The sequence below is a fragment of the Bradyrhizobium dasycarpum genome (assembly GCF_042019905.1).
GTDB lineage: Bacteria > Pseudomonadota > Alphaproteobacteria > Rhizobiales > Xanthobacteraceae > Bradyrhizobium > Bradyrhizobium japonicum_B.
This window is the reverse complement of sequence record NZ_CP169574.1, coordinates 2,495,496-2,520,959: the sequence shown is the minus strand read 5'-3', so window position 1 is coordinate 2,520,959 and position 25,464 is coordinate 2,495,496. Positions and strand designations below refer to the sequence as shown.

15 protein-coding genes and 5 pseudogenes are annotated in these 25,464 nt (G+C 66.1%); 11 read left to right on the top strand and 9 right to left on the bottom strand.

Features of this window, described 5'->3' with window-relative positions; genetic code table 11:
- Positions 1-60: 60 nt before the first annotated feature.
- The 4 genes and pseudogenes from ACETMP_RS12390 to ACETMP_RS12375 all read left to right on the top strand — a co-directional run bounded on the left by ACETMP_RS12390 (position 61) and on the right by ACETMP_RS12375 (position 5,932).
- Positions 61-1,482, top strand: a complete 1,422-nt coding sequence (locus tag ACETMP_RS12390; RefSeq protein ID WP_375161146.1) for an efflux RND transporter periplasmic adaptor subunit — start codon at positions 61-63, stop codon at positions 1,480-1,482.
- Positions 1,479-4,670 (top strand): efflux RND transporter permease subunit, encoded by a 3,192-nt coding sequence (locus ACETMP_RS12385; protein ID WP_375161145.1) that lies wholly within the window; start codon positions 1,479-1,481, stop codon positions 4,668-4,670. The genes ACETMP_RS12390 and ACETMP_RS12385 overlap by 4 nt, the downstream gene beginning before the upstream one ends.
- Positions 4,671-4,778: 108 nt before the next feature.
- Positions 4,779-5,389 (top strand): annotated as a pseudogene (locus tag ACETMP_RS12380) (class I SAM-dependent methyltransferase).
- 72 nt (positions 5,390-5,461) lie between these two features.
- Complete coding sequence (locus ACETMP_RS12375; RefSeq protein ID WP_375161144.1) at positions 5,462-5,932, top strand: DUF411 domain-containing protein; 471 nt, start codon at positions 5,462-5,464, stop codon at positions 5,930-5,932.
- Positions 5,933-6,234: 302 nt separating this feature from the next.
- Here the strand turns inward: ACETMP_RS12375 and ACETMP_RS12370 are convergent, their stop codons facing one another.
- The 4 genes from ACETMP_RS12370 to ACETMP_RS12355 all read right to left on the bottom strand — a co-directional run bounded on the left by ACETMP_RS12370 (position 6,235) and on the right by ACETMP_RS12355 (position 8,747).
- Positions 6,235-6,642: a GFA family protein gene (locus tag ACETMP_RS12370; protein ID WP_375161143.1), complete on the bottom strand. Its 408-nt coding sequence runs from the start codon at positions 6,640-6,642 to the stop codon at positions 6,235-6,237.
- Between the two features lie 164 nt (positions 6,643-6,806).
- Positions 6,807-7,862 carry an ACR3 family arsenite efflux transporter gene (gene arsB, locus ACETMP_RS12365; RefSeq protein ID WP_375161896.1) on the bottom strand — a complete coding sequence of 352 codons (1,056 nt, stop codon included), beginning with the start codon at positions 7,860-7,862 and terminating at the stop codon, positions 6,807-6,809.
- A gap of 2 nt (positions 7,863-7,864) precedes the next feature.
- Entirely contained in the window at positions 7,865-8,392 is a 528-nt protein-coding gene (locus tag ACETMP_RS12360) for an arsenate reductase ArsC (protein ID WP_257177531.1), read from the bottom strand.
- Entirely contained in the window at positions 8,385-8,747 is a 363-nt protein-coding gene (locus tag ACETMP_RS12355) for a helix-turn-helix transcriptional regulator (protein ID WP_028135410.1), read from the bottom strand. The genes ACETMP_RS12360 and ACETMP_RS12355 overlap by 8 nt, the downstream gene beginning before the upstream one ends.
- Positions 8,748-8,869: 122 nt before the next feature.
- Here ACETMP_RS12355 and ACETMP_RS12350 point away from each other — a divergent pair, with 122 nt between their 5' ends.
- From ACETMP_RS12350 to ACETMP_RS12330, 5 genes and pseudogenes are all read left to right on the top strand, one after another.
- Complete coding sequence (locus ACETMP_RS12350) at positions 8,870-9,187, top strand: helix-turn-helix transcriptional regulator (protein WP_028135411.1); 318 nt, start codon at positions 8,870-8,872, stop codon at positions 9,185-9,187.
- A 49-nt stretch (positions 9,188-9,236) separates the two neighbouring features.
- A pseudogene (locus ACETMP_RS12345) lies at positions 9,237-10,594 on the top strand (NAD(P)-binding domain-containing protein).
- A complete protein-coding gene (locus ACETMP_RS12340) occupies positions 10,594-11,781 on the top strand; it encodes an MFS transporter (RefSeq protein WP_375161142.1) in 1,188 nt (395 codons plus the stop codon). The pseudogene ACETMP_RS12345 and the gene ACETMP_RS12340 overlap by 1 nt, the downstream one beginning before the upstream one ends.
- Before the next feature lie 54 nt (positions 11,782-11,835).
- Entirely contained in the window at positions 11,836-13,014 is a 1,179-nt protein-coding gene (locus ACETMP_RS12335) for an MFS transporter (protein ID WP_375161141.1), read from the top strand.
- 297 nt (positions 13,015-13,311) lie between these two features.
- A pseudogene (locus tag ACETMP_RS12330) lies at positions 13,312-15,245 on the top strand (AI-2E family transporter).
- A gap of 165 nt (positions 15,246-15,410) precedes the next feature.
- Here the strand turns inward: ACETMP_RS12330 and ACETMP_RS12325 are convergent.
- The 3 genes and pseudogenes from ACETMP_RS12325 to ACETMP_RS12315 form a co-directional block, all read right to left on the bottom strand.
- A complete protein-coding gene (locus ACETMP_RS12325) occupies positions 15,411-15,995 on the bottom strand; it encodes a DUF1254 domain-containing protein (RefSeq protein ID WP_375161140.1) in 585 nt (194 codons plus the stop codon).
- A complete protein-coding gene (locus tag ACETMP_RS12320; protein WP_375161139.1) occupies positions 15,992-16,570 on the bottom strand; it encodes a DUF1214 domain-containing protein in 579 nt (192 codons plus the stop codon). Before ACETMP_RS12320 ends, ACETMP_RS12325 begins: the two co-directional genes overlap by 4 nt.
- A 9-nt stretch (positions 16,571-16,579) precedes the next feature.
- Positions 16,580-18,858 (bottom strand): annotated as a pseudogene (locus ACETMP_RS12315) (transglycosylase domain-containing protein).
- Positions 18,859-19,150: 292 nt separating this feature from the next.
- Here ACETMP_RS12315 and ACETMP_RS12310 point away from each other — a divergent pair.
- Together ACETMP_RS12310 and ACETMP_RS12305 are read left to right on the top strand one after the other, a co-directional pair.
- On the top strand, positions 19,151-19,666 hold the full coding sequence (locus tag ACETMP_RS12310) for a YcgN family cysteine cluster protein (RefSeq protein WP_028135418.1): 516 nt from the start codon (positions 19,151-19,153) through the stop codon (positions 19,664-19,666).
- Between the two features lie 157 nt (positions 19,667-19,823).
- Complete coding sequence (locus tag ACETMP_RS12305; protein ID WP_375161138.1) at positions 19,824-21,407, top strand: MDR family MFS transporter; 1,584 nt, start codon at positions 19,824-19,826, stop codon at positions 21,405-21,407.
- A gap of 3 nt (positions 21,408-21,410) precedes the next feature.
- Here ACETMP_RS12305 and ACETMP_RS12300 read toward each other — a convergent pair.
- Both ACETMP_RS12300 and ACETMP_RS12295 read right to left on the bottom strand, forming a co-directional pair.
- Positions 21,411-23,371, bottom strand: a pseudogene (locus ACETMP_RS12300) (GAF domain-containing protein).
- 94 nt (positions 23,372-23,465) lie between these two features.
- The gene (locus ACETMP_RS12295; RefSeq protein ID WP_375161137.1) at positions 23,466-25,175 is read right to left on the bottom strand and encodes a thiamine pyrophosphate-requiring protein; all 1,710 of its coding nucleotides are present in this window, start codon (positions 25,173-25,175) and stop codon (positions 23,466-23,468) included.
- Positions 25,176-25,464: the final 289 nt, after the last annotated feature.

The window sequence follows — 25,464 nt, the reverse complement described above, 5'->3', positions numbered from 1 at the left end:
GGCGTCCGGACTTCCCTGTCCCATTCAGATGGACGCGCGCCGGGCGCGCGAAGACACACCATGAAGACGCTGCGTCTCCTGACGATTCTCGCGCTCGGCGGCGGCCTCGCCTCAGGCGCGTACTGGTTCTCGCACGAGGGGAGCTGGTCCGTTCATGCCGAGGCGACCCCGGCTGCGGCCGAGGCGAACCGGGCTCCGCTCTATTACCGCGACCCGAGCGGTGCGCCGCTGTGGTCTGCCGGTCCCAGGAAGGACGACCGCGGCCGCGACTATCTGCCGGTCTACGACGACGATCAGGTGGCCGCGGCGCCGCCGAAGCCGGCGCAGGCGGAATCATCGCGAAAGATCCTCTACTACCGCAATCCCATGGGTCTGCCCGACACCTCGCCGGTGCCGAAGAAGGATCCGATGGGGATGAACTATATCCCCGTCTACGAAGGCGACGAGGTCGACGACGGCACGGTGAAGCTGTCGCCGGGCAAGATCCAGCGCACCGGCGTGAGATCCGAGCCGGTCGAACGGCGCGCGATCCGCGTCGCGGTCCGGGCGCCCGGCACGATCCAGCTCGACGAGCGCCGCGTCTCGGTGATCGCGATGCGCGCCGAGAGTTTCGTGCAGAAGGTCGCCGACGTCACCACCGGCACGCGCGTGAAGGCGGGCCAGCCGCTGATGGAGATCTACAGCTCGGCCGTCGCCTCTGCCGCCGCGGAGTATCTCGCCACGATCACCTCGAAGACCGTGGGCGGCGTCGAGGTCTACGGCCGGGGCTCGCGGCAACGGCTGGTCAATCTCGACGTGCCCGAGCCGGTCATCGCCGAGATGGAGAAGACGCGCGCGGCGCCCGTCACCGTCCATTGGTCGGCGCCGCGCGACGGCATCGTGCTCGAGCGCAGCGCGATCGAAGGCATGCGCGCCAATCCCGGCGACGTGCTGTTCCGCATCGCGGACATCTCGCAGGTCTGGGCGCTGGTCGACGTCGCCGAGCGCGATCTCGGCAATATCGCGATGGGGCAGTCGGTGGCGGTGCGCGCGCGGAGCTTTCCCGGCCGTAGCTTCAGCGGCAGGATCGCCGTGGTCTATCCGCAGGTGAACCGCGAGACGAGGACGGTTCGCGTCCGGATCGAGCTCGCCAATCCGGATGCGGTGCTGCTGCCGGACATGTACGTCGATGCCGCCATCGACACGGCGGATGGCGCGCCGGTGCTGGCGATCCAGGACAGCTCGGTGCTCGACACCGGCACGCGCCAGGCTGTCCTCGTCGACAAGGGCGAGGGGCGTTTCGAGCCGCGCGAGGTGAAGCTCGGCCGGCGCGGCGGCGGCTACATCGAGGTGCGGGATGGACTTGCGGATGGCGAGGCGGTGGTCACTTCCGCCAACTTCCTGATCGATGCGGAAAGCAATCTGAAGGCCGCGCTCAAAGGCTTTGCGGAAGGAGCGCCCCAGGCTTCCGAACCCGGCCATGCGACGGGAGAGCACAAATGATCGCCCGCATCATCGCCTGGTCGGCGCGCAATTTGCTGCTGGTGCTGTTCGGCACCGGCTTTGCCGCCGCGGCCGGTCTCTATGCGTTGATCCATCTGCCGCTGGATGCGATCCCGGACCTCTCGGACACCCAGGTCATCGTCTACACCGAGTATCCCGGCCAGGCGCCGCAGGTGATCGAGGACCAGGTCACCTATCCCTTGACCACGGCGATGCTGACCGTGCCGAAATCGAAGGTCGTCCGCGGCTTCTCGTTCTTCGGCGCCTCGTTCGTCTACGTGATCTTCGAGGACGGCACCGACATCTACTGGGCGCGCTCGCGCGTCCTGGAGTTCCTGAACGGCGCTGCGTCGCGGCTGCCCGCCGGCGTCAGCCCGACCATCGGTCCCGATGCGACCGGCGTCGGCTGGGTCTACCAATATGCGGTGCTGTCGAAGGAATTGAACCTGGCGGACACCCGCACGATCCAGGACTGGAATCTGAAGTTCGCGCTGGCCAAGGCCGAAGGCGTCGCCGAGGTCGCCAGCATCGGCGGCTTCGTCAAGCAGTACAACGTGGTGCTCGATCCGCAGCGGATGCGCGATCGCGGCATCAGCATGCAGAAGATCCGCGAAGCCATTCGCGCCAGCAACGCCGATGTCGGCGGGCGCACGGTCGAGCTCGCAGAGTTCGAATACGTCATTCGCGGCAAGGGCTACATCAAGAGCATCAACGATCTCGGCAACATCGTGCTGAAGACGAGCAACGGCACGCCGGTGCTGCTCCGCGACGTCGCCAATGTCGAGCTCGGACCGGACGAGCGCAGGGGCATCACCGAGCTGAACGGCGAGGGCGAGGTCGCAAGCGGCATCGTGCTGCAGCGCTTCGGCGTCAATGCCCTCGACGTCATCGAGAATGTCAAGAAGCGCTTCAAGGAGATCGCGAGCAGCCTGCCGAAATCGGTCGAGATCGTGCCGGTCTACGATCGCTCCGGCCTGATCTACGCGGCCATCGACACGCTCAAGCACACCCTGTTCGAGGAGAGCATCGTCGTCGCGCTGGTCTGCATCGTGTTCCTGCTGCACGTCCGCAGCGCACTGGTCGCGATCCTGATGCTGCCGGTCGGCGTGCTGATGGCGTTCGGCGCCATGAAGCTGCTCGGCCTCGGCTCGAACATCATGAGCTTAGGGGGCATCGCGATCGCGATTGGCGCCATGGTGGATGCCGCGATCGTCATGATCGAGAACGCCCACAAGCATCTCGAACGCGCCGCGCCCGGTCAGTCCCGCGTCCAGATCCTGATCGAGGCCGCATCCGAGGTCGGGCCCGCGCTGTTCTTCAGCCTGCTGATCATCACCGTGTCGTTCATGCCGATCTTCACGCTGGAATCGCAGGAGGGGCGGCTGTTCAGTCCGCTCGCGTTCACGAAGACCTTCGCGATGGCGGCCGCGGCGCTCTTGTCCGTGACCCTGGTGCCGGCGCTGATGGTGATCTTCGTCCGCGGCCGGATCGTGCCGGAGCACAGGAATTTCATCAACCGCTTCCTGATCTGGATCTATCGGCCCGTGATCAAGTGCGTGCTCCGCGCCAGGACGCTGGTGATCCTGGCCTCGCTCGTCGTGCTCGCCGTCACGATGTGGCCCGCCCGGCAGCTCGGCACCGAGTTCATGCCGACGCTGAACGAGGGCACGCTGCTCTATATGCCGACGACGCTGCCCGGCATCTCCGTCACCAAGGCGGCCGAACTGATGCAGATCCAGGACCGCATCATCAAGTCGTTCCCCGAGGTCGCCTCGGTCTACGGCAAGGCGGGGCGGGCGGCGACCGCGACCGATCCGGCACCGACCGAGATGTTCGAGACCGTCGTCAACCTGAAGCCGAAGGAGCAATGGCGCCCCGGCGTCACCGTCGACAGCCTGATCGCGGAGATGGACAAGGCGCTGCAGTTTCCTGGCGTCTCCAATGCCTGGACCATGCCGATCAAGGCCCGCATCGACATGCTGTCGACCGGCATCCGCACGCCGGTCGGCGTCAAGGTCATGGGCACCGACCTCGTCGAAATCGACCGGCTGGCGCGGCAGGTCGAGCGGGTGATCAAGACTGTGCCGGGCACGTCCTCGGCCTACGCCGAGCGCGGCATCGGCGGCTATTATCTCGAGATCGTCCCCGACCGCGAGGCGCTCGCTCGCTACGGCATCTTGATTCAGGACGTGCAGGACACCATCGCCGCCGCGCTCGGCGGCCAGACGGTGACGACCACCGTGGAGGGCCGGCAGCGCTTCACCGTGAACATGCGCTATCCGCGCGACCTGCGCGACAATCCCAAGGCGATCGCCAGCGACATCCTGGTGCCGATGCCGGCGGGCGGCGCCGTGCCGCTCGGCGAGGTCGCCAAGGTCGAGCCGGCGCGCGGGCCGACCTCGATCCGGACCGAGAACGGCCAGCTCGCGACCTACATCTACGTTGACATCCGCGATCGCGACATCGGCAGCTACGTCGCGGACGCGCAACGCGCGGTGACGGAGAGCATCCAGTTTCCCGCCGGCACTTATGTGGTCTGGAGCGGCCAGTACGAATACCTCCAGCGCGCGGCAGCGCGCCTCAAGATCGTCGTGCCGGTGACGCTGACGATCATCTTCCTGCTGCTGTACCTGAACTTCAAGGCGCTGACCGAGACCCTGATCGTGATGCTGTCGTTGCCGTTCGCGCTGGTCGGCGGCATCTGGATGATGTGGTGGTTCGGCTTCAACCTGTCGGTCGCCGTCGCGGTCGGCTTCATCGCGCTCGCGGGCGTCGCCGCCGAGACCGGCGTCGTGATGCTGATCTACCTCGATCACGCGCTGGCCGAGATGAAGGCGAGGCGCGACGCCGAGGGCAGGGTCTTCACCCGGGCCGATCTCCACGACGCCATCATGGTGGGCGCGGTCGAGCGCGTCCGGCCCAAGATGATGACCGTGGTCGCCATCATGGCGGGCCTGCTGCCGATCATGTGGAGCACTGGAGCCGGCTCGGAGATCATGCAGCGCATCGCGCTGCCGATGATCGGCGGGATGATCTCGTCGACGCTGCTGACGCTGATCGTGATTCCCGCGATCTTCGGCCTGGTGAAGGGCGTCCACCTGCCGCCCGAGGCCGAGGACAAGGGACAACCGACCGAAATGACAAAGCCGATCAGTCCGGAATTGCGGGTGCTGCAGTCTGCCGAATGAGGTCAGTGATGTCGAACGACTGTCAGGAATGGCGGGGCGATGAAATTGATCGCCGCATTGGCCGTCACCGCGCTAGTATTGGGGACGGCGATGCCAGGAGATGCGCGCATGGGCTTCTACAACGACGTCATTCTGCCGCGGCTTTGCGACCTTGCGATGCGGAACAAGGAACTTGCGCCCTACCGGCAACGCGCGGCTCGCGCGGCCCAGGGCCGGGTCCTCGAGATCGGCGTCGGGTCCGGCCGCAACCTGCCGTTCTACGGAGCTACGGTGACGCAGCTTGTGGGTCTCGAGCCCGCTCCAAGGCTTCTCGAGATGGCGCGACACGCGCCGCGTCTGGAGACCTGGTCGATCTCGTCGAAGCTTCGGCCGAGGCTATGCCGATCGAGAACCGCAGCATCGACACGGTGCTGACGACCTGGACCATGTGCAGCATTCCGGACGTCGATCGCGCGATGACGGAGGCCCGCCGTGTGCTGAAACCGGGAGGGAAGCTGATCTTCGTCGAGCATGGCCGCGCGCCCGAACCGAACGTGCGCTGGTGGCAGGATCGCCTGACCCCCGCATGGATGCGCATCTCGGGCGGTTGTCATCTCAACCGGGACATCGCTGACATCTTGACTCGCAACGGCTATCGCATCGACGAGATGCGCACGGGCTATATGAACGGGCTGAAGCCCATGACGTTTATGTACGAGGGCCAGGCGAGCCCCCGTTGATGCCAGCGACGCTCCGGCCTCGAGGTCCAGCGATGAAGAAGGAATCCGAAGATGAGGGAACGCGGACATGTGATGACCCGTCGGTCACTTGCAGGGCTGATGGCGGCGGCAATGGCGGCAGTGCTGGCCAGGCCTGCCGTTGCGGCGCAGGCCGAACAAGCCGCTATCACGGTGCATAGGGATCCAAGCTGCGGCTGCTGCGCCAGCTGGGTGCAGCATCTGCGAGACGCAGGATTTACCGTCCAGGTGGAGGAGACGGCGGACCTCGACGCCATTCGGACTCGTCTCGGCGTCCCCTCGGACCTGGTCGCGTGTCACACGGCAGAGGTCGCGGGCTATGTCGTCGAGGGGCACGTGCCGGCTGCCGCCGTGCGGCGCCTCCTCTCGGAGCGTCCAAACGCGAAGGGACTCGCCGTGCCGGGCATGCCGATCGGATCGCCCGGCATGGAAGGCGGCAAGCCGCAGCGTTACGAGGTCGTGCTGTTCGGCGCCGACGGTCAGAAGCCGTTCATGCGCTTCATCGGCGCGCAGGAAACTGATTGAGCGTGCTTGATGAAGGGCGCTCCCGTACGCCTGCATCGATGATGCGCCGGCTGTGCTATCGCATTTGAGAGCTCTTCCCTGCGGCCATCCTTCGAGACGCCCGCTTGAGGCGGGCTCCTCAGGATGAGGGCGGAGTGCGCGGCAGCAGTTTCAACGCGCACTGATGCCGATGAGCCTCATCCTGAGGAGGCGCGTAAGCACCGTCTCGAAGGACGAGGCGTGCGCACCGGCCGCGCTACAAGCTTATGCGATAGCCTGGGGGCGTGCGGGGACACATCCGACGGCGCTGCGCGATGCCACCCCTACGGCTGCGGCGGATAACGCTCGAACGCCGGCAGTTCGTGCGCGTGCTCCATCCAGCGCAGGCGCTCGGCAATTTGGATCTGCATGGTCGGCGGCACAGCCTCGGGATCGTCGTAGGTCGCGCTCTGGATGTCGATCATTCCGGGCACCAGGCTGGCATTGAAGTAGAACCGGCCGGTGCCGCAATTGCCGCAAAAATGCCGCCGACCGTGTTCCGACGAGCTGTAGATCCTGGGCTCGCCCTTGGTCACCTTGACGGCGTTCTCCGGATACATCGTCCAGCCGACCACCGGAGCGCCGGCGTGGAGCCGGCAATCGCGGCAATGGCACAGCGCGTGCACGATCGCGTCGCCCTCGACCTCATAACGGATTGCGCCGCAGTGACAGCCGCCGGTGATGGTGCTCATGCGTTTCTCCCGATCGCGAATTGGCTTTGCCGATCGATAGCTCTCGCAATTTGCGGCAGCAACGGCGCAATCGATTTGCGCTTGCGTCCTACTGTCGCGTGACAGCTGCTGCCATCACGCGCCGACCTGCGATGGGTTCTGGAAAATGCCTCGGGCTGAACGCCTTACTGGCGCGCCTCCAAAGCCGCCGGGGCGCTGGCGGCGCCCGCTTCATACCAGCCCCGCGTCGCCTTGACGATGCGGACGACGGACAGCATCACGGGCACCTCGACCAGCACGCCGACCACGGTCGCCAGCGCAGCGCCGGAATCCAGGCCGAACAGGCTGATCGCGGCGGCGACCGCCAGCTCGAAGAAATTGCTCGCGCCGATGAGGGCGGCTGGAGCGGCGACACACCAGGCCACGCCAAGCCGTCGGCTCAGCCAGTACGCCAAGCCGGCATTGAGATAGACCTGGACCAGGATCGGCACGGCGAGGATGGCAATGACGAGCGGCTGGCTGACGATCTGCTCGCCCTGGAAACTGAACAGCAGCACCAATGTGGCGAGCAGCGCGACCAGGGACAGAGGTTGCAGCGTGCGCATGACGCGGTCGAAGCCGGCAGTGCCGCGTCGCAGCAGCACCTTGCGCCACAGCTGTGCGACGATCACGGGAACCACGATGTAGAGCAGGACGGAGAGCAGCAGTGTGCCCCAGGGCACGCTGATCGAGGCCACGCCCAGCAGCAGTCCCACCAGCGGCGCGAACAGGAACACCATGATCACGTCGTTCAGGGCGACCTGGCTCAGCGTGTAGTGAGGCTCGCCCTCGCACAGGTTCGACCACACGAACACCATCGCGGTGCAGGGCGCGGCCGCCAGCAGGATCAGGCCGGCGATGTAGGACGAAATCTGGCCGGCCGGCAGCAGCGGTGCGAAGAGATGGCCGATGAAGAAGGAGCCGAGCAGAGCCATCGAGAACGGCTTCACCGCCCAATTGATGAAGAGGGTGACGCCGACGCCGCGCCAATGTTTCCGCACCTCGCCCAGCGAGCCGAAGTCGATCTTCAGCAGCATCGGCACGATCATGAGCCAGATCAGGACCGCGACCGGCAGGTTGACCTTGGCGACCTCGGCGGCCGCGACCGTGCCGAAGAAACCGGGCATGACGTGCCCCAGCACGACGCCGACGACGATGCAAAGCGCGACCCACAGCGTGAGGTATCGTTCGAAGATGCCCATTGTCACGCCACGTCGCCTCTGTTGGACGTCGCGCCGTCGGAGCGGCCGATCTCGCGCAGCCTGGTGCCGAGCGAGAGCTTGTCAATGCTCCGCAGCGGAAGGCTCACGAACGTATCAATCCGGTTCTTCAGATAGCGGAACGCGGTGACGAACGCCGCCTGCTTCTCCAGATCCGTGCCTTCGGCAGCGGCAGGGTCCTCGATGCCCCAGTGCGCGGTCATCGGCTGGCCTGGCCAGATCGGACAGGACTCGCCGGCGGCGTTGTCGCAAACGGTAAAGACGAAATCCATCACCGGGGCATCGGGCGCGGCGAACTCGAGCCAACTTTTCGAGCGCATTCCGTCGGTCGGGTACTCCAGGGTCTCGAGCGTGCGCAGCGCCAGCGGATGCACCGCGCCCTTTGGCGTGCTTCCGGCGGAGAAGGCCCGAAAGCGGCCGGCACCGTCCTTGCGAAGGATCGACTCGGCCAGGATGGATCGCGCCGAATTGCCGGTGCATAGAAACAGGACGTTGTAGATCGGGTCAGGCACGGCTTCGCTCCTTACGTTTCGGCGGGCAGCAGGATTGCAGGGTTTCGACGACGGGATTGCAGACCTCGGGACGTCCGCCGCAGCAATCGCGCAACAGGAACACCGCGATGTCGCGGAATTCGCCGAGATTGGCGCGGTAGACGATCGAGCGGCTGTGCCGCTCAGAGGAGACGAGGCGCGCCCGGCTCAGAATCGCCAGATGCGCGGACAGCGTATTCTGCGGAACCTCCAGCACGCGGGCGAGATCGCCGGCGGCAAGGCCGTCGGGCTCGTGCCTCACCAGCGTCCGGAATGCTTCCAGGCGGGTCGGCTGGGCCAGTGCGGCGAGGGCGAGGACAGCTTCTTCGTTTTCCATATATCCAGATTTATGGAATTATGAGGTCGAGTCAAGCCGAATCTGGTCCCAGTCACGTCATAATTCGAATATTCTAGAAATATGGTTTGACAGCGCGTGCGAACGAGTGCAGCATGAGTGTCATGAAGATCGCCGACGCAGCAGCACGTCTGGAGGCCCTGGGCAATCAAACCCGGCTCCAGATTTACCGGGCCCTGGTCCGGGCCGGGCACGCGGGCATGCCCGTCGGCCGTCTGCAGGAGAAGCTGAAGATTCCGGCATCGACGCTGTCGCATCACATCAAGGCCCTCGTTGCGGTCGGGCTCGTCAGCCAGGTCAGGGAATCGACCACGCTGATCTGCCACGCGAACTTTGACGCGATGCGCGGCCTCCTCGCCTTCATGGTTGCGGAATGCTGCGCCGACGAAGCCGGGTGCAACGGAGCGCAAACGGCGGCGTGATCCTTTTGCGAACTTATTCGATGATTCTAGAAAGATGGGAGAATTGGGAATGAACGCCAAAACGGTCGCCATCATCGGGGCAGGGCCGGTCGGCCTCGCTGCCGCCGCACATGTGCTCGAACGCGGCATGTCGCCCATCGTGCTCGAGGCCGGGCCTGAAGCCGCGCACGCGATCCGCCAGTGGCAGCATGTCCAGCTGTTCTCGCCATGGGAATACAATGTCGACAAGGCGGCGGCGCGCCTGCTCGCGCCGACGGGATGGAATTCGCCGGATCCGCAGTCCTATCCGACCGGCGGCGAGCTGATCGACCGCTATCTGACGCCGCTCGCGACGCGCACGCCGCTGCGCGAGGCGATCCGGACCTCGAGCCGGGTCACGGCGATCAGCCGCGCCGGTTTCGACAAGGCGAAGACGGCGGGCAGGGACCGGGCGGCGTTCGAGATCCGTTATCAGAATGGCAAGGGTCCCGAGCTGATGCATGCCGATGCCGTCATCGACGTATCGGGCACGTGGTTCTCTCCCAACCCCGCCGGCAGCAACGGCTTGCCCGCGATCGGCGAGCGCGAGCGCGCCGACCGGATCGCCTATGGCATGCCGGATGTGCGGGGCGCAGAGCGCGCCAGATATGCCGGCAAGATTGTCGCCGTGCTCGGTGCCGGCCATTCCGCGGTCGGTACGCTGATCGATCTCGCGCAGCTCGCGGGCGAGGTACCGGGCACGCAAGCGATCTGGCTGTTGCGCGGCGCCGATCCCGCCAAGTCTTTCGGCGGCGGCCGCAACGACAAGCTTGCCGCCCGCGGCGAACTGGGCTCCGCCTTTGCCGCACTCGTGACCGCCGGCAAGATCAGGGTGGAGAGCGAATTCGGTGTCACGCACCTTTCGAGTCCGAAGGTCGCCTCAGGATCTCGGCCGGCAGCGGCTGCGGTGCGCGCAGCGTGGTGGCGGATGAGCTCGTCGTCTCCACCGGCTTTCGCCCCGATCTGTCGTTCCTGTCAGAGCTGCGGCTGCGGCTCGATCCGGCCATCGAGGCGCCTGCCGCGCTGGCGCCGCTGATCGATCCCAACGAGCACAGCTGCGGCACGGTCCGTCCGCACGGCGCGCGCGAGCTCGCGCACGACGAACCGGGCTTCTATCTCGCCGGCATGAAGTCCTACGGCCGTGCGCCGACCTTCCTGATGATGACCGGATACGAGCAGGTGCGCTCCATCGCGGCCGACATTGCCGGCGACAAGAAGGCTGCCGCTCGGGTCGAGCTCGTGCTGCCGGAGACCGGCGTCTGCACGCGCGGTGGCGTCGAGGCGGCGGATGCGGGATGCTGTGGCGGCCCGGCGAAGGAGGAGGCGTCGGCCTGCTGCGCCGCTGACGAAAAAGCCAAGCAGGCAGGCCGCACCGGCTGCGGCTGCTGATGAGCAGCCTCGCTGCGGCCGGGACTGAGCGGCCGCTCTCTGTTGTTCTCGCGCTCGGAACCGCGCAGACCATTGCGTGGGCATCGAGCTACTATCTTCCGGCCATCCTGGCGGCGCCGATTGCGAGCGATCTCGGACTTGTGCCGACATACGTGTTCGGTGCGCTGTCGGCCGCGCTCGTCATCTCCGGGCTGCTCGGCCCGCGCGTCGGCCACGCCATCGATACGTTCGGAGGGCGCGGCCTGCTTGCCGTTTCGAATCTCGTTTTTGCGGCAGGCCTGCTCCTCCTCTCGGCGGCGCATGGCGTGGTGGTGCTGATCGCATCCTGGATATTGCTCGGGATTGCCATGGGCATGGGTCTGTATGAGGCGGCCTTTGCGACGCTTGCGCGCATCTATGGCAGCAATGCGCGACGAACGATCACCGGAATCACCCTGATTGCCGGTTTCGCCAGCACCCTCGGGTGGCCGTTTACGACCTGGCTCGCTTCGCAATACGACTGGCGCGTGGCCTGCCAGGTCTGGGCGGTGATTCATCTTGGCCTTGCGCTCCCGCTCAATCTGTCGCTGCCGCGCGCCGTTCCACTGGACCAGCCGCATCGGTCGGATCCAGGCGCTAGCCAGAGATCCGGACGGCAGAGCGAGACCTTCGCGATGGTGCTGTTGGCTTACATGTTCGCGGCGGCAGCCTTCGTCAGCTCGGGTGTCTCGGCAATCCTGCCGACCATGCTGGTTGCGTTCGGTGCAACGCCGGCCCAGGCCCTGATTGCAGGGGCACTGGTCGGGCCGGCCCAGGTTGGCGCCCGCCTTCTGGAAGCAGGATGGCTCGGCCGGTTTCATCCGCTGCTGTCGGCAAGGCTGGCCATGCTCATGAATCCGATCGGTGTGATTGCACTGGTCATGGGCGGTCCCTTCTTCGCATCGACTTTCACGGTGCTGTATGGCGCAGGCAACGGCATCATCACCATTGCCCGCGGTACGCTTCCGCTGGCATTGTTCGGTCCGTCACGATTCGGCAGGCGGGTCGGTATAATCTCGCTGCCTTCGCGAGCCACCGGCGCGCTCGCGCCGCTCGCACTCGGCGTGATGGTGGAGCATTTTGGCAGCGGCGCGCTATGGATCAGCGCGCTGGCCTCGATCTCCGCATTTTTCGCACTGCTGATGCTGCGTGCCGACCAGACGAGATAGGACCGACGGGAGGAGAGCATTCGCAGCCTGAGCGGGGGGCCGCTGATTGCGGCGATGTGCATCGGCCAGCTCGGCAATCTGCTGCCGCACGTGACGCTGTCAGCGAATCTGGCGCAGCATCTGATGCCGGCATGGGGGCTGTCCGCCGCCGAAGGCGGGTTGATGGCGAGCGGCTACGCGTTCGGCTACATGCTGGCCGTCCCGGTGCTGACGACGTTGACCGATCGCATCGACGCGCGGATCGTGCTGCTGTGCGGCTCCATCGTCAGCGGGCTTGCGACCGCAGCGTTTGGCATCCTTGCCGAGGGATTCTGGTCGGGCACCATCATCTGGTCGCTCGCGGGATTGGGCTTCGCCGGCGCCTACATGCCCGGGCTGAAGGCGCTGACGGACCGGTTGCCCGCCGGCGACACCTCGCGGGCGGTGACGCTGTACACGTCGAGCTTCTCGGTCGGCGTCGGCCTGTCGTTCCTGGTTGCGCAGGTCCTCGCCGATCGCTGGGGATGGCGGAGCGCGTTCTATGTCACCGGCATCGGCCCCATCGCGATGGTGCTCGCGTGCCTGCTGATCGACGGACGGCGGCCAGCGCCGAAGTCCGGGCGTCTTCTCAACTTCGCACCCGTCCTCGCCAATCGCGAGGCGCTCGGCTACATCCTCGGTTACGGCGCCCACTGCTTCGAGCTCTACGGCATTCGCACCTGGCTGGTCGGGTTCTGGACCTTCGTCGTGGCGCATCAGGGCGAGCCGTCCTGGATGACGCCGGTGCTGATGAGCTTCTGCTTCGCGGTGATCTCGATGCCCGCCAGCATCCTCGGCAACGAGGCCGCTTTGAAATTCGGACGGCATCGCGCCATCACGGTCGTGATGATCGCCTCGGCCTGCGTCGCGCTGGTGATCGGCTTCAACGCGAGCGCCCCGGCATGGCTGCTCGCGCTGCTGCTGATGATCTACGGCCTGACCGTGCCTGCCGATTCAGGCGCGCTCACCGCCGGCATGTCGGCGGCGGCTGTCTCCGAGCATCGCGGCGCCACCCTGGCCCTGCATTCGACGGTCGGCTTCGGCTTGTCGGCGCTGGGCGCCTGGGGAACCGGCGTCGCACTCGACGTGGCCGGCGGCCCGCAGAGCGCGAGCGGCTGGCTGCTGGTGTTCATCGTGCTCGCGGCCGGAATCGCGCTCGGGCCAGTGGCGCTGCTGTGGGCGCGGAGAGGGCATTCCGGCAAGCCGCCATCGTGAGCACACCAGCTCCAACACGAAAGCACCGGCCTGTCGATGGTCCGCGCGTGCGCGCGATCATGCCCGCAGCCGGGAACCTTTTCAGGGCAGACCGGTTGGCGTGCCACGGCGAGGCCGGAATGCCGGCCTCGCTCAGGAAGACCGCATGGACGAGTGCCCTGAGCGGCTGTCCTATGCAGTGTCGCCCTGCGCCCTTGCAGCTGAAATCAATCTACGCTCAGCGGACGACGGGGACCGGGACGGTAAATGAGGCCTGTAGCGAGACAGCCTTTCAAGCCACGCACCACCGAGGAATTGATGGCGCTGCTTGGTGCCGTGGCGACGGCGATTCTCACCGTCATCATTATCGCGATGCTGTATTTCGGCCGGGATATCTTCGTGCCCGTTGCGCTGGCTATTCTCCTCAGCTTCGTGCTGGCGCCGTTGGTCGGAATATTGCAGCGTATCCATGTCCCGCGGGGGCTGGCGGTCGTGAGCGTGGTTGCCGCCGCCTTCATGCTTATTTTCGCTATAGGGAGCCTTCTCGCGGCGCAATTGACGCAGCTCGCCGGCGACCTTCCCCGCTATCAATCGACCATCAGCGAAAAGATCCAGTCGTTTCGAGACACCAGAGCGGGGCGGGGTACGCTGGAGCGTGCGTCCGACATGCTGAAGGATCTCGGCAAGGAGCTCGACAAACCGAAAGACGCCGCATCCGCGCCCAAGATCGGCACGACAGCTGGCTCGAATGCTTTCGCGCCGCCGGTGCCGGTCGAAGTACGCCAGCCCGATCCCGGGGCGTTGGAAAGTCTGCGGACCCTGATTTCTCCCCTCATTCATCCGCTCGCCACCACCGGCATCATTATTATCTTCGTCATATTCATTCTCATGCAGCGCGAGGATCTTCGTAACCGCTTGATTCGACTGGCCGGCTCGTCGGATTTGCAGCGTACGACGGCTGCACTGGACGATGCCGCGCGCCGCCTCAGCAGGCTGTTTCTGACCCAGCTCATCCTTAATGGCGGATTCGGCGTCGTGATCGGCACCGGCCTATGGTTCATCGGAATTCCAAGCGCGATTCTCTGGGGTATTCTCGCGGCGGCGCTTCGCTTCGTTCCTTATGTCGGCGCCGTTATCGCGGCCGCATTCCCGTTGGCGCTGGCGGTCGCCATTGATCCCGGCTGGTCGATGCTGCTTTGGACTCTCGCCCTGTTCTTTGTTGTGGAACCGTTGGTGGGCCATGTCGTCGAGCCGATGGTTTACGGTCACAGCACGGGGCTTTCGCCCATTGCGGTGGTCGCGTCGGCTACGTTCTGGACGGCGCTTTGGGGCCCGATCGGGCTTGTCCTTGCGACTCCCTGACAGTCTGCCTCGTGGTGCTCGGGCGGCATATGGAGCGACTGGAATTTCTCGACGTCATGTTCGGCGACCGGCCAGCGCTTTCTCCTCCGGAAATATTCTATCAGCGGATGCTGGCGGGGGATCCGACGGAAGCGGCCGAAAAGGCCGAGGAGTTTCTGAAGGAGCGTTCGCTGGCATCGTACTATGACGAGGTCGCCCTGAAGGGTTTGCAGCTTGCGCAAGCCGACGCCGAACGCGATGCGCTCGACCAGGAACGTCTTGCCAAGATCCGAGACGCCGTCAGCGAATTTACCAGCGACCTTTCCGATCAGGACGACCGGCCGCCGGCAAAGAGCAATTCAACCAGCGATGCCGAAGCATGGTCGGCGGTCGAAGCCGTTGCAGAAAATGCGGTCAATGAACGCTTGCCTTATCTGCGCAGGGAAACCCTCCCGCCGGATTGGCAGGGTGAGCACCCCGTCCTGTGCGTGGCCGGGCGCAGCCTGATCGATGAGGCGGCCGCGATCATGCTGGCTCAGCTGTCGACGGAGCATGGCCTCGCGGCACGGGTCGAAGGGCCGGAATCGCTCTCCACGACGAATGTGTTCCGCCTCGACACGACGGGAATCGCGATCATCTGCCTGGTCTATCTCGATGCCCGCAGCGCGGCGCACATGCGGTATTCCGTCAGGCGGCTGAGGCGCAAATTGCCGAAGGCAACCATCATTCTGGGCTGCTGGGTCAAAGACATTGATGCGGCTGCGCTGGAATTGCTGCGGGAGGGCGCCAAAGCCGACCTCGTTGCGACGAGCATCGGCGAGACCGTCAGGCTGTGCATCGAGGCAACGGGGATGACGGCGCCCGCGGGCGCGGCTCTCGGTCTGGAGAACTCACCGACGGCTGCGGCGTGAGAGTTCGACCGGTGCCGGTGCTTTGCCCGACGTGTCAAGGCAGCGTCATTGCGGGCCGGAAGCGTCGTCGTCGCCGATCAAGGAGCCCAATGATTTCAACGCCCCGCACCTGTGCGTGGGGTTGTTTTCGCACTTTTTGCCTTGAGGGGGCGAAACGGCCGCGCGTCAACGCCGGCCGCGCGGCGCCTCGGCCTTGGCTGGCGGCTCGGTCTGCGGCGCACAGGTCGCGGCCTGCAGCGTTGCCTGCGCCTGCGGCATCAGGCCGGGCTCGGGGGCGAGCGCCTTCATCAGGATCAGCCCGGTCGTGGTCGGGGAATCGATGATCAGGCGGTCGGCCGCGGTGACCTCCTCGTCCTCGGGCAGCTCGCTGTGCTGCGCCTCGGTCATCAAATCGAGCTCGATCACCTTGCGGCCCGCCGAGCGGTCGTTGATGGCATAATAGGCGATCTCGTTGCGGGTGTAGAACGACACCGAGGTGTAGGCCTGGCTGACCGGCACGGTGAGCTTGATCGGTCCGCCGGAGAGGTCATAGCGGCAGATCGCCAGCGCGAACGCCGGGTCCATGAACGGCATCGGCGAAGTGTTGGGATCGGCGAGGGGAAGCTGGGTGACGCCGTTCACTTTCGTCATCGGCGTCAGCCGCGAATAGGCGTCCTGCGTCGCGATCCGCGGCAGCGCCAGCACGCTGACGAGATGGACCACGAGGCCCAGCACGATGCCGGCAACGATGGTGAACAGCAGGCGGATCATGAGCAGCCCGCCGTGCTGATGCTGGGCATCGGCGCATCGCGCTGGGTGCGCGTGGCGACGCCGACCGGGGTGTCGTAGAGGCGCAGCATCAGCGCGTAGCGCTCGATGCCGCCGGTCGGCAGCCAGTTGCCGGCGCGCGAGCGCGAAGCGATGCGGATCTCGAATGAGCCGTCGGAGGACCGCACGATCTCCTGGCTGGTGAAGCCGTAGCGCTGTAGCGAATTCGCAACGAGATGGCCCTTGCGGTCGTACAGCGTCAGCGTCCAGAACCGCGCCGGCGGCGTCACGCCGGAGACGATCACGTCGCAGCGGCCGTCGAGCGCCTTCTTCTTGTCGTCGGTGGTGGCGGTAAAGGCGACGCCGTCGCCGGTGCCGATCGGCAGCTCGCCGCTGCGGACGATGGTGGCGCGCGAATAGGGATCGACGTCGGCGGTGCCGGTGCGCGGCCGCGCGGTCCAGGCGCCGATGGTCAGCGCGCCGATGTCGGTGCCGCGCGTCGTCGTCATCCAGGTCGCGCCGACGCCGACCACCGTCGCGAGCAGAAGGGCCGTCAATGTGATCAGGATCAGCCGCACTTGTTTCGATCAGTTCTTGCGCGGGGCCGCCGCGTTGGCCTTCTCTTCCGCATAGTTCTGCGGGAAGGCGAGCGCGCTCGTCGCCGCGGATGGCTTGCTGTCGGCATCCGCCGATTTCCTGGCCGTCCTGGCCGCGTCGTCCAGCAGCTTCTCGACCCGCACCAGGATGTCGGCGCCGCGCTTGGTCAGCACCGGCGGGGACCGGGCTTGGTCTCCAGGATCTTCGGCGCCGCGTTGGCCTGCGCGTTGCTGACATGCTGCGGCGGCAGCTTCTGGCCCATGCCGATGCCGGGGATCTCCCGGACCTCGACGCCCTGATGCGCGGCCAGCATGATGTCGTGCCAGGTCTGCGCCGGCAGCGAGCCGCCGGTCATGCGGTTGGTCGGCGAGTAATCGTCGTTGCCGTACCACACCGCGCAGGTGAAGTTGCCGGTGTAGCCGACGAACCAGGCGTCGCGATAGGCATTGGTCGTGCCGGTCTTGCCCGCGGTCGGGATGCCGTCGAGCGCGGCGCGTCGCGCGGTGCCTTCGCTGACGACGTGGCTCATCATGCCGGCCATGTCGGCGGCGACGGAAGCCGGGATCGCCTGCCGCGGCTTCGGCCCGTCGCGGTCCCAGCGCCAGACCAGATCGCCGGCGCCGGTGCGCACTTCCAGCACCGCATGCGGCGTCACCGCCTTGCCGCGGTTCGGGAACGTTGCGTAGGCCACGGCATGCTCGAGCACGGTGACTTCGTCCGAGCCGATCGGCAGCGACGGCGTGTCGGGCAGTGGCGCCTTGAGACCGAAGCGGCGCGCCACCTCGACGATCTTGGCGCGGCCGACCTTGGCGGGGTTCTGCGTCTTGGGCTCGCTCTTCCGGCCGATCTCGATCGACAGCTTCACCGGCACGACGTTGATCGAGCGCGTGATCGCCTGCGTCAGCGTCACCGAGCCGGAATAGGAATGGCCATAATTCTGCGGGCACCAATTGCCGATGCAGACCGGGCCGTCGACCACGATCGAGTTCGGCGTGTAACCGTTCAGCAGCGCGGTGGTGTAGACGTAGGGCTTGAACGAGGAGCCGGGCTGGCGATAGGCGTCGGTGGCGCGGTTGAACTGGCTGGCGCCGTAGTCGCGGCCGCCGACCATGGCGCGGATGCCGCCGTCGAGATCGGCGACGACGGTCGCAGCCTGCGTCGCGTGATAGTCGCGGCCGAACTGGCGCAGCTGGTTCTCGACCGCGTCTTCGGCCGCCTTCTGCACGTTGGCGTCGATCGCGGTGCGGACCACGAAGACACGCTCGGTGTAGGACTTCGGGAAGGTGTCGACCAGCTTGCGCATCTCCTCGAAGGCGTAGTCGAGATAATAGTTCGGCGAGGCCTCGTCGCGGCGGTCGACCGCGAAAGCCGGATTGCGGCGGGCGCCGAACACCTGGCCCTCGGTCATGAAGCCGGCGTCGACGAGATTGTCGAGCACGACGTTGGCGCGGGCGCGCGCGGCGGGCAGGTTGATGTGGGGGGCGTATTTGGTCGGGGCCTTGAACAGGCCGGCGAGCATCGCGGCTTCCGCCAAGGTCACGTCGCGTGCCGACTTGTTGAAGTAGAAATGCGCCGCGCCGTCGACGCCGAAGGTGCCGCCGCCCATATAGGCGCGGTCCAGATACAGCTTGAGGATCTCGTTCTTGGTCAGGCGCCATTCCAGCCAGATCGCGAGGAAAGCCTCGTTGACCTTGCGCTCGATGGTGCGCTCGTTGCTCAGGAACAGGTTCTTGGCGAGCTGCTGGGTGATCGAGGAGCCGCCCTGGCGGACGCCGCCGGCCTGTGCGTTGGTGACGAGCGCGCGCGCGGTGCCAGCGATGTCGATGCCGAAATGCTCGTAGAAGCGGCGGTCTTCGGTCGCCAGCGTCGCCTTGATCAGCACGTCCGGAAAATCTTCCAGCGGAATCGAGTCGTTGTGCTTGATGCCGCGGCTGCCGATCGGATTGCCGTAGCGGTCGAGGAAGCTCACCGCGAGATCGGATTTCTTCAGCCAGTCCTCGTCCGCGGTTTCGCGGAAGGCGGGGATGGCGAGGGCGAGCATCACGACCAGGCCGCCGAGGCCCAGCGTCGCCGCCTCCGACAGCGGCTCGATGAACACCCAGCGCTTCCAGCGTCCGACATAGAACCGGTCCATGAAGGTCGAGTAGCGCTCATAGAGCTCGCGCAGACCCCTCGCCGACGAGAACAGGGAAGAGTTGAAGCGCGCATCGAGATCCAGGAAGAAATTCCGGATCCTCTGCTTCCAATGCGGTGGTATGATCTGGCGCACCTGGAACCCTTGAGGCTCGCTTCAAAAGCGTTCAAGCACCCGGCCGGGGCGGCGTCGAGACGTCTTGGGGGAATGTTGCGGCAAACCCAAGGCGCCCGGCCAGCATCCGAGGGACTTGCTGTTCCTTCTAGCCGAGCGGGGCCCATAAACCAATGGTCACGCTCGCGATTTTGAACAACAGGCCTAATTGACCCCGGTTCATTACGGGCCTCAAAGGCGGCTTGCTTGCACCATTGCGGCCGCACGCCCTAGATGGCGTGGCCGTCACTCTTTCGAATCTTTGTTGAGGCGCATGACCGCAGCTCCCAAACGACCTTCAGGCCAGGAAGGATTCTTCTGGAAAACCAAGACGTTGGAAGAGATGTCGGCGGGCGAATGGGAAAGCCTGTGCGACGGCTGCGGCCGCTGCTGCCTGAACAAGCTCGAGGACGAGGATACCGGGCAAATCTACTTCACCCATGTCGGGTGCAAGCTGCTTGATGATGCGAGCTGCGCCTGCAAGGACTATCCGAATCGTTCCGACAAGGTTCCGGATTGCGTCCGCCTGACGCCGGCCAATGTCCGCACCCTGAACTGGCTGCCGCCGAGCTGCGGCTACAAGCTCGTCGCCGAGGGGCGCGACCTCTATTGGTGGCATCCGCTGGTATCAGGCGATCCCAACACCGTGCATGAAGCCGGCGTCTCCGTGCGCGGCCGGGTCGAAGGCAGCGAGGAGGAGATCCCGGACCAGGAGCTCGAGGACCACATCGTGCAATGGCCGGCGCTGCTGCCGAGGCGGGCGCGCCTGAAGCGACGTCCGAAGGACTGAGCCGCCTCGCGCCTCGGATCACGTCTTCGGGATGGCCCGGGGGCGGGATGCACCCATGCGCGGCGATGCCTGCCCGGGAAGAACTTTGCTGTCTACATTGGGCTGCATAGAACAGAATCCTTCGCGGCGTTGCGCCGCCACACGACGTCCGAGCGAAATGAACAAGTTCGACCGGCAGGGCAATTCTGCCGACACCCAGACTTTGCCCGACGACATCGCCGAGGAGCTGTCCCGGCTGCCGAGCGAGGTCATCAGCGTCGACGATGCGCCGTCCATCACGCCGCCGGCGCTGCTGTCGCAGGACGAGGTCCGCACCATCGTCATCAGCCTGATGCTGACGATGTTCCTGGCGGCGCTCGATCAGACCATCGTGGCGACCGCGCTGCCGACCATCGGGCGCCAGTTCAACGACGTCTCCAATCTCTCCTGGGTCATCACCGCCTATCTGCTCGCTTCGACCGCGGTCGCGCCGGTGTTCGGCACGCTCAGCGACATCTACGGCCGCCGCGCCATGATCATCATCTCGCTCAGTCTGTTCGTGGCAGGCTCGGTGCTGTGCGCGGTCGCGCCGAACATGCCGATGCTGATCCTGGCGCGCGGTCTTCAGGGGCTCGGCGGCGGCGGCATCATGCCCGTCGTGCAGACCGTGATCTCGGACGTCGTGTCCCCGCGCGAGCGCGGCCAGTACCAGGCCTATTTCTCCAGCGTCTGGATGGTCGGCGGCATTTTGGGCCCCGTCATCGGCGGCGTGTTCGCCGAGCACCTGCATTGGTCGATGATCTTCTGGATCAACCTGCCGCTCACGGTTGCGGCGCTCGCGCTGTTGCTGCCGAACATGAAGAAGATCCCGGTGTTCCACCGCAAGCGCAAGGTCGACTGGCTCGGCGGCGTGCTGCTGATGGCCTCGGCCGTCGTCTTCATGCTGGTGCTGACCTGGGGCGGCACGCGCTATCCTTGGCTGTCGCCGACCGTGCTCGCGATGGTTGGTGGCGCTGTCGCGCTCGTCGTCAGCTTCGTCTGGCACGCGCGGCGGGCGGACGAGCCGTTCCTGCCGCTGCCGCTGCTCGGCGGAAGTGTTGTCCCCTTCGGGCTGATGGCGGGCGGCTGTGCGCTCGGCGCGATCACGGGCCTCACGGTCCAGCTGCCGCTCTATTACGAATCCGTCTATCACCTCAGCGCCAGCGAGGCGGGGCTTGCGTTGATTCCGCTGGCGGCCGTCTCGACCCTCGGCGCGGCCATCGCCGGGCGCACGATGGCTCGGGCCAAGCACTACAAGCGCGTCGCCATCATCGGCACATCCTGGGCCGCGCTGTGCGGCCTCGGTCTCACGCTGACGACGCTGCCGCTCTGGGGCCTTTTGACGCTGATGGCCGCGTTTGCGCTCGGCCTCGGCACCACCTTTCCGGTTTGCGTGGTCTCGGTGCAGAATTCGGTCGCCCGGCCGCAGGTCGGCACCATCACCGGCGCATTGAACTTCTTCCGCTCGCTGATGTCCTCGTTCACGGTGGCCGCGTTCGCGGCGATCCTGCTCATCGCGCTCGGCGTCGACGTTCCGCTCGCCGGCGAGCATCACGCCGCCGGCAGCGTTGCGATTCCCGCCGACGACATGCGCCACGCCTTCCGCTACGTGTTCGGCGCCGCCACCGCGCTGATGACCGTAGCCGCGCTATGCCTGATCGCGATGGAGGAGCGGCCGCTGGCCGGGCCTTCGGCGAAGCAACCCGTCGAGATGGCGGAGTAGGGCTCAGTCCGCAGCATCCGGGAAGCTGCTCTTCCGCGGCAGCCGAATCGTGAATTCGGTGAACGCGCCGGGCTTGGTCGCGACCTCGATCGTGCCGCCATGCTGCTTCACCACGATGTCGTGGCTCATCGACAGTCCGAGTCCGGTGCCTTCACCGGCCGGCTTGGTGGTGAAGAACGGGTCGAACATCTTCTCCTTCACCTCGTCCGGAATGCCGGTGCCGTTGTCGCGAATGCGGATCTCGACCTGATCGCCGCGGTCGCGGGTCGCGGCGGTCACGACCGGCTCGTAACCGGCCGCCGCGCTCTCCGCCTTGCGCTTGGCGACCGCATGGAATCCGTTTCCGATCAGGTTCAGCAGCACCCGCGTGATCTCCTGCGGGAACAGGTCGGCCGAGCCGGCCGCCGGATCGAGGTCGCGTTCGAGCGTCACGTCGAATTGCGGCTGCTCGGCCCGCGCGCCGTGATAGGCGAGGTTGAGGCTTTCCTCGACCACCGCGTTGATGTCGCTCAGGCGCTGCTCGCCGCCGCCCTCGCGCGAATGCAGCAGCATGTTCTTGACGATGGAATCGGCGCGCCGTCCGTGCTGCACGATCCTGCCGAGATTGGCCTTCAGAAGTCCCGTGAGCTCGTCGACATCCGCGCGAACGGCGTCTGCGAGGGCGGCCGGCGCCAGCACCTCGTTCAGCTCGTCGGCCAGTTCGGCGGAGAGCGAGGCAAAATTGTTGACGAAGTTGAGCGGGTTCTTGATCTCGTGCGCGATGCCGGCGGTGAGCTGGCCGAGCGATGCCAGTTTCTCGGTCTGGACCAGCCGGTCCTGCGCCGCGCGCAGATCCTCGAGCGACCTGGCGAGCTCTTCAGTGCGGCGCGCGACTTCGTTGAACAGGCTGACATTCTTGATCGCGATCACGGCCTGATCGGAGAAGGTCTGCAGCAGTCGGACGTGATGCTCGGCGAAGGTACCGGTCGCACGGCGCGTCGCGATGATGATGCCGATGGCCTTGCCCTCGCTCATCAAGGGCGCGAACAACATGCTGCGATAGCCGCGGGCACGCGCGATGTCGCGCGCGGCCGGCCTCGAGCTCGGTGTCGGGCAGCTGCGCCGCCGTGCCATTGGCAACGAGCCCGTAAGGCGGAAACCGCGCGAACGGCACCGGGAACGAGGCCTGCAGCACGCGATCGCCGGCCGGATCGGTCGGTGTGAACGCCGCAAGGTGCGCGGCGCCGTCGACATAACGCAGCACCGCCGTCGAGGAAGCCGCCGATCAGCCGGTTGGCGTTGGCGGCGATGGCGTCGAACACCGGCTGCACGTCGGACGGCGAGGCGGCCATCACCTTCAGGATGTCGGCCGTCGCGGTCTGGCGCTCCAGCGCCGCTTTCGTCTCGTTGAACAGGCGCGCATTCTCGATCGCGATCACGGCCTGGTCGGCGAAGGTCTGCAGCAGCTGCACGAGATCGGGCGCGAACGCGCCCGGCTCAGCGCGCGTGACGCTGATCATGCCGACCGGCGTGCCCCGGTTCATCAGCGGCATGAACAGCACGCTGCGGAAGCCGCGCAGTCGCGCCAGCTCGCGGTTCAGCTCCGGAACGTCGTCGGCCTCGCTGTCGGGAAACTGGATCGTTTCGCCGCCGCGCACCAGCGCGAAGGTCGGAAACTCCGTGATCTTGCGCGGGAACGAGGCTTTCAGCCCTTCGTCCGCCTCCGGGCTGGTCGGCGTGTAGGCCACCAGGTGCAACTCGTCGCCGATGAACTGAAGCACGGTGGCGGAAAAGCCGCCCAGCAGGCGCTTGGAGCTCGACGCAATCGCCTCGAAGACCGGACGGGCGTCGGAGGGCGAGGCCGCGATATTGCGCAGGATCTCGGCGCTGGCGTTCTGGCGATCGCGCGCAATCGTCAGCTCGCTGCGCAGCCGCGCGTTCTCGGCTGCGAGCTCAGCGGCGATGTCGTTCGGAGAGTTGGTCATTCCTGATCCGGCTTGATGCCGCGACAGGCGCGGCACAAGGCCGGATTATCACATCTTCCGCGGCTGGAGCCAGCGCCTGCGGCCGAGGCCCGGCTCACGTGCCCGGCCGCGACACCTCCGTCTCCTTGCTGGTGATGAACTCCAGCAGCACCGGAACGCCTTCCTGCGTCTTCTGGATGCCGCGCCTGATCGCGGGGACGATATCCTCCGGCCTTGTCACCCGCTCGCCATAGCCGCCGAAGGCGCGCGCCATCGCGGCGTAGTCGCCGGAAATGTCGGTCGAGCGATATTTTTCGGTCGAGATCGGCATCACCTTCAGCTCGATCGCCATCGAGAAATTGTTGAGCAGGATCGACATGATCGGGATGCGCTCGCGCACCGCGGTCTCGAAATCCATGCCGGTGAAGCCGATGGCCGCATCGCCCCAGACGTTGATGCAGAGCTTGTCGGGCTTGGCCAGCTTGGCGCCCATTGCCAGCCCAAGGCCGTAGCCGAGCTGTGTCGTCTTGCCCCAGCCGAGATAGGTGAGGGGTCTTGTCGATTTCCAGAACGGCGAGAGCTGGTCGCGCGGGCTGCCGGCATCGTGCGTGATGATGGTGTTGTCGATGTCGACCGTGTGCTGCAAATCCCAGAGCACGCGATAGGGGCTGAGCGGCGCGTCGTTGCTGGTGAGCTTCGGCATCCACTTCGCCAGCCACTCCTGGTGCGAGGCCGCGATCTCGGCCGCGATGGCCGAGGCGTCGCGGTCCGACGTGACGGTCCTGCCGATCTCCTCCAGCAGAGCGTCGAGCACCAGGCCGGCATCGCCGACCAGGCCGATTCTCGCTTCCACGTCCTTGTTGAGATGATTGGGATCGAGCGTGGAATGAATGATGGTCTTGCCCTTTGGCATCGCGATGCCGAAATTGGTTTCGGTGAAGGAGCAGCCGATCCCGAAGATGACGTCGGCCTCGGCGAGGAATTTCGGCACCGCGCGCGGCACCGCAAGGCCGCCGGAGCCGAGCGAGAGCGGATGCGTTTCCGGGAACGAGGATTTGCCTCCGAGGCTGGTGGTGACGGGGATCGCCAGCCGCTCGGCGAGCCGTTTCAGCTGCGGCCAGGCCTGCGCGTAATGCACGCCCTGGCCGGCATAGATCACCGGCCGCTTGGCATTGACGAGCAGGCCGGCGGCTTCCTTGACATGCACGGGGTCGGCGCCATAGCGGGTGCGCAGCACCGGCGTGTAGTCGAGCGGCTCCGGCACCTCCTCGTTCCACATGTCCGCGGGGATCTCGACGATGACGGGCCCCCCGCGGCCATTCTTCAACTTGGTGAAGGCGCGGCGGAAGATGTTGGCGACCTCAGCCGCCAGGATGATCGGCTCGGACGACTTCGCAAACGGCTTCATCGCCTCGCTGGAATTGAAGTTCGGCTCGATATGCGCCAGCCGGCGCTGATAGCCCATAGGCAGCACCAGCACGGGCACGGACTCGCCGAAGCATTGCGCGACGCCGCCCATCGCATTCTCCGCGCCGGGCCCATGCTGCATGCAGAACGCGCCGATCGAGCGCCCCGAGGTCACGCGCGAGATCGCATCCGCCATGTGGATGCCGACGCGCTCCTGCCGCACCATCACGGGGCGGATCTCGGCCTTCGCCGCATGCTCGATCAGATGGTTGACCGGATAGCCGCAGAGGATCTCGATCCCCTCGCGCCGCATGATTTCCGCAATGGCGGTGCCGAGCTTCATGGCGTCTCTCTCCCTGGCAAGGCCGGTTGGTCCGGCTGGTTGGGGAGAGGGATCAGGAAACGGCGCGATGGACAAGCGCTCGCGGTCGCGGCGATCGGAGGTCAGCCATGCAGCCGCCGATGTGCGGGTGATTGCGTCGGCCTCAGCATCTGAGCGCGGACGCCAACGCAAGTCGAGAACCGGCTGCGCAGATCAACGTGTTCGCGTGGAAGCTCGGCAAGCAACGACCGGATCACGACGTTATCGCCGGCGCCGCCGTCCAGCACGTCTTCGCATGGCCTCGATGGTGAGCGCACGCCAGCCATCGAGAGCCCAGCTAGGATGTGCGCGGACGGAGAAGTCGTGTGGTCCTGACGCCCGGGGT

Coding starts and splice junctions, on each gene's coding strand:
- ACETMP_RS12310 (WP_028135418.1), top strand. CDS start 19,151: ATGACCGCAGCTCCCAAACGACCTTCAGGCCAGGAAGGATTCTTCTGG.
- ACETMP_RS12340 (WP_375161142.1), top strand. CDS start 10,594: ATGAGCAGCCTCGCTGCGGCCGGGACTGAGCGGCCGCTCTCTGTTGTT.
- ACETMP_RS12375 (WP_375161144.1), top strand. CDS start 5,462: ATGACCCGTCGGTCACTTGCAGGGCTGATGGCGGCGGCAATGGCGGCA.
- ACETMP_RS12325 (WP_375161140.1), bottom strand. CDS start 15,995: ATGATCCGCCTGCTGTTCACCATCGTTGCCGGCATCGTGCTGGGCCTC.
- ACETMP_RS12385 (WP_375161145.1), top strand. CDS start 1,479: ATGATCGCCCGCATCATCGCCTGGTCGGCGCGCAATTTGCTGCTGGTG.
- arsB (WP_375161896.1), bottom strand. CDS start 7,862: ATGGGCATCTTCGAACGATACCTCACGCTGTGGGTCGCGCTTTGCATC.
- ACETMP_RS12390 (WP_375161146.1), top strand. CDS start 61: ATGAAGACGCTGCGTCTCCTGACGATTCTCGCGCTCGGCGGCGGCCTC.
- ACETMP_RS12370 (WP_375161143.1), bottom strand. CDS start 6,642: ATGAGCACCATCACCGGCGGCTGTCACTGCGGCGCAATCCGTTATGAG.
- ACETMP_RS12350 (WP_028135411.1), top strand. CDS start 8,870: ATGAAGATCGCCGACGCAGCAGCACGTCTGGAGGCCCTGGGCAATCAA.
- ACETMP_RS12335 (WP_375161141.1), top strand. CDS start 11,836: ATGTGCATCGGCCAGCTCGGCAATCTGCTGCCGCACGTGACGCTGTCA.
- ACETMP_RS12305 (WP_375161138.1), top strand. CDS start 19,824: ATGAACAAGTTCGACCGGCAGGGCAATTCTGCCGACACCCAGACTTTG.
- ACETMP_RS12355 (WP_028135410.1), bottom strand. CDS start 8,747: ATGGAAAACGAAGAAGCTGTCCTCGCCCTCGCCGCACTGGCCCAGCCG.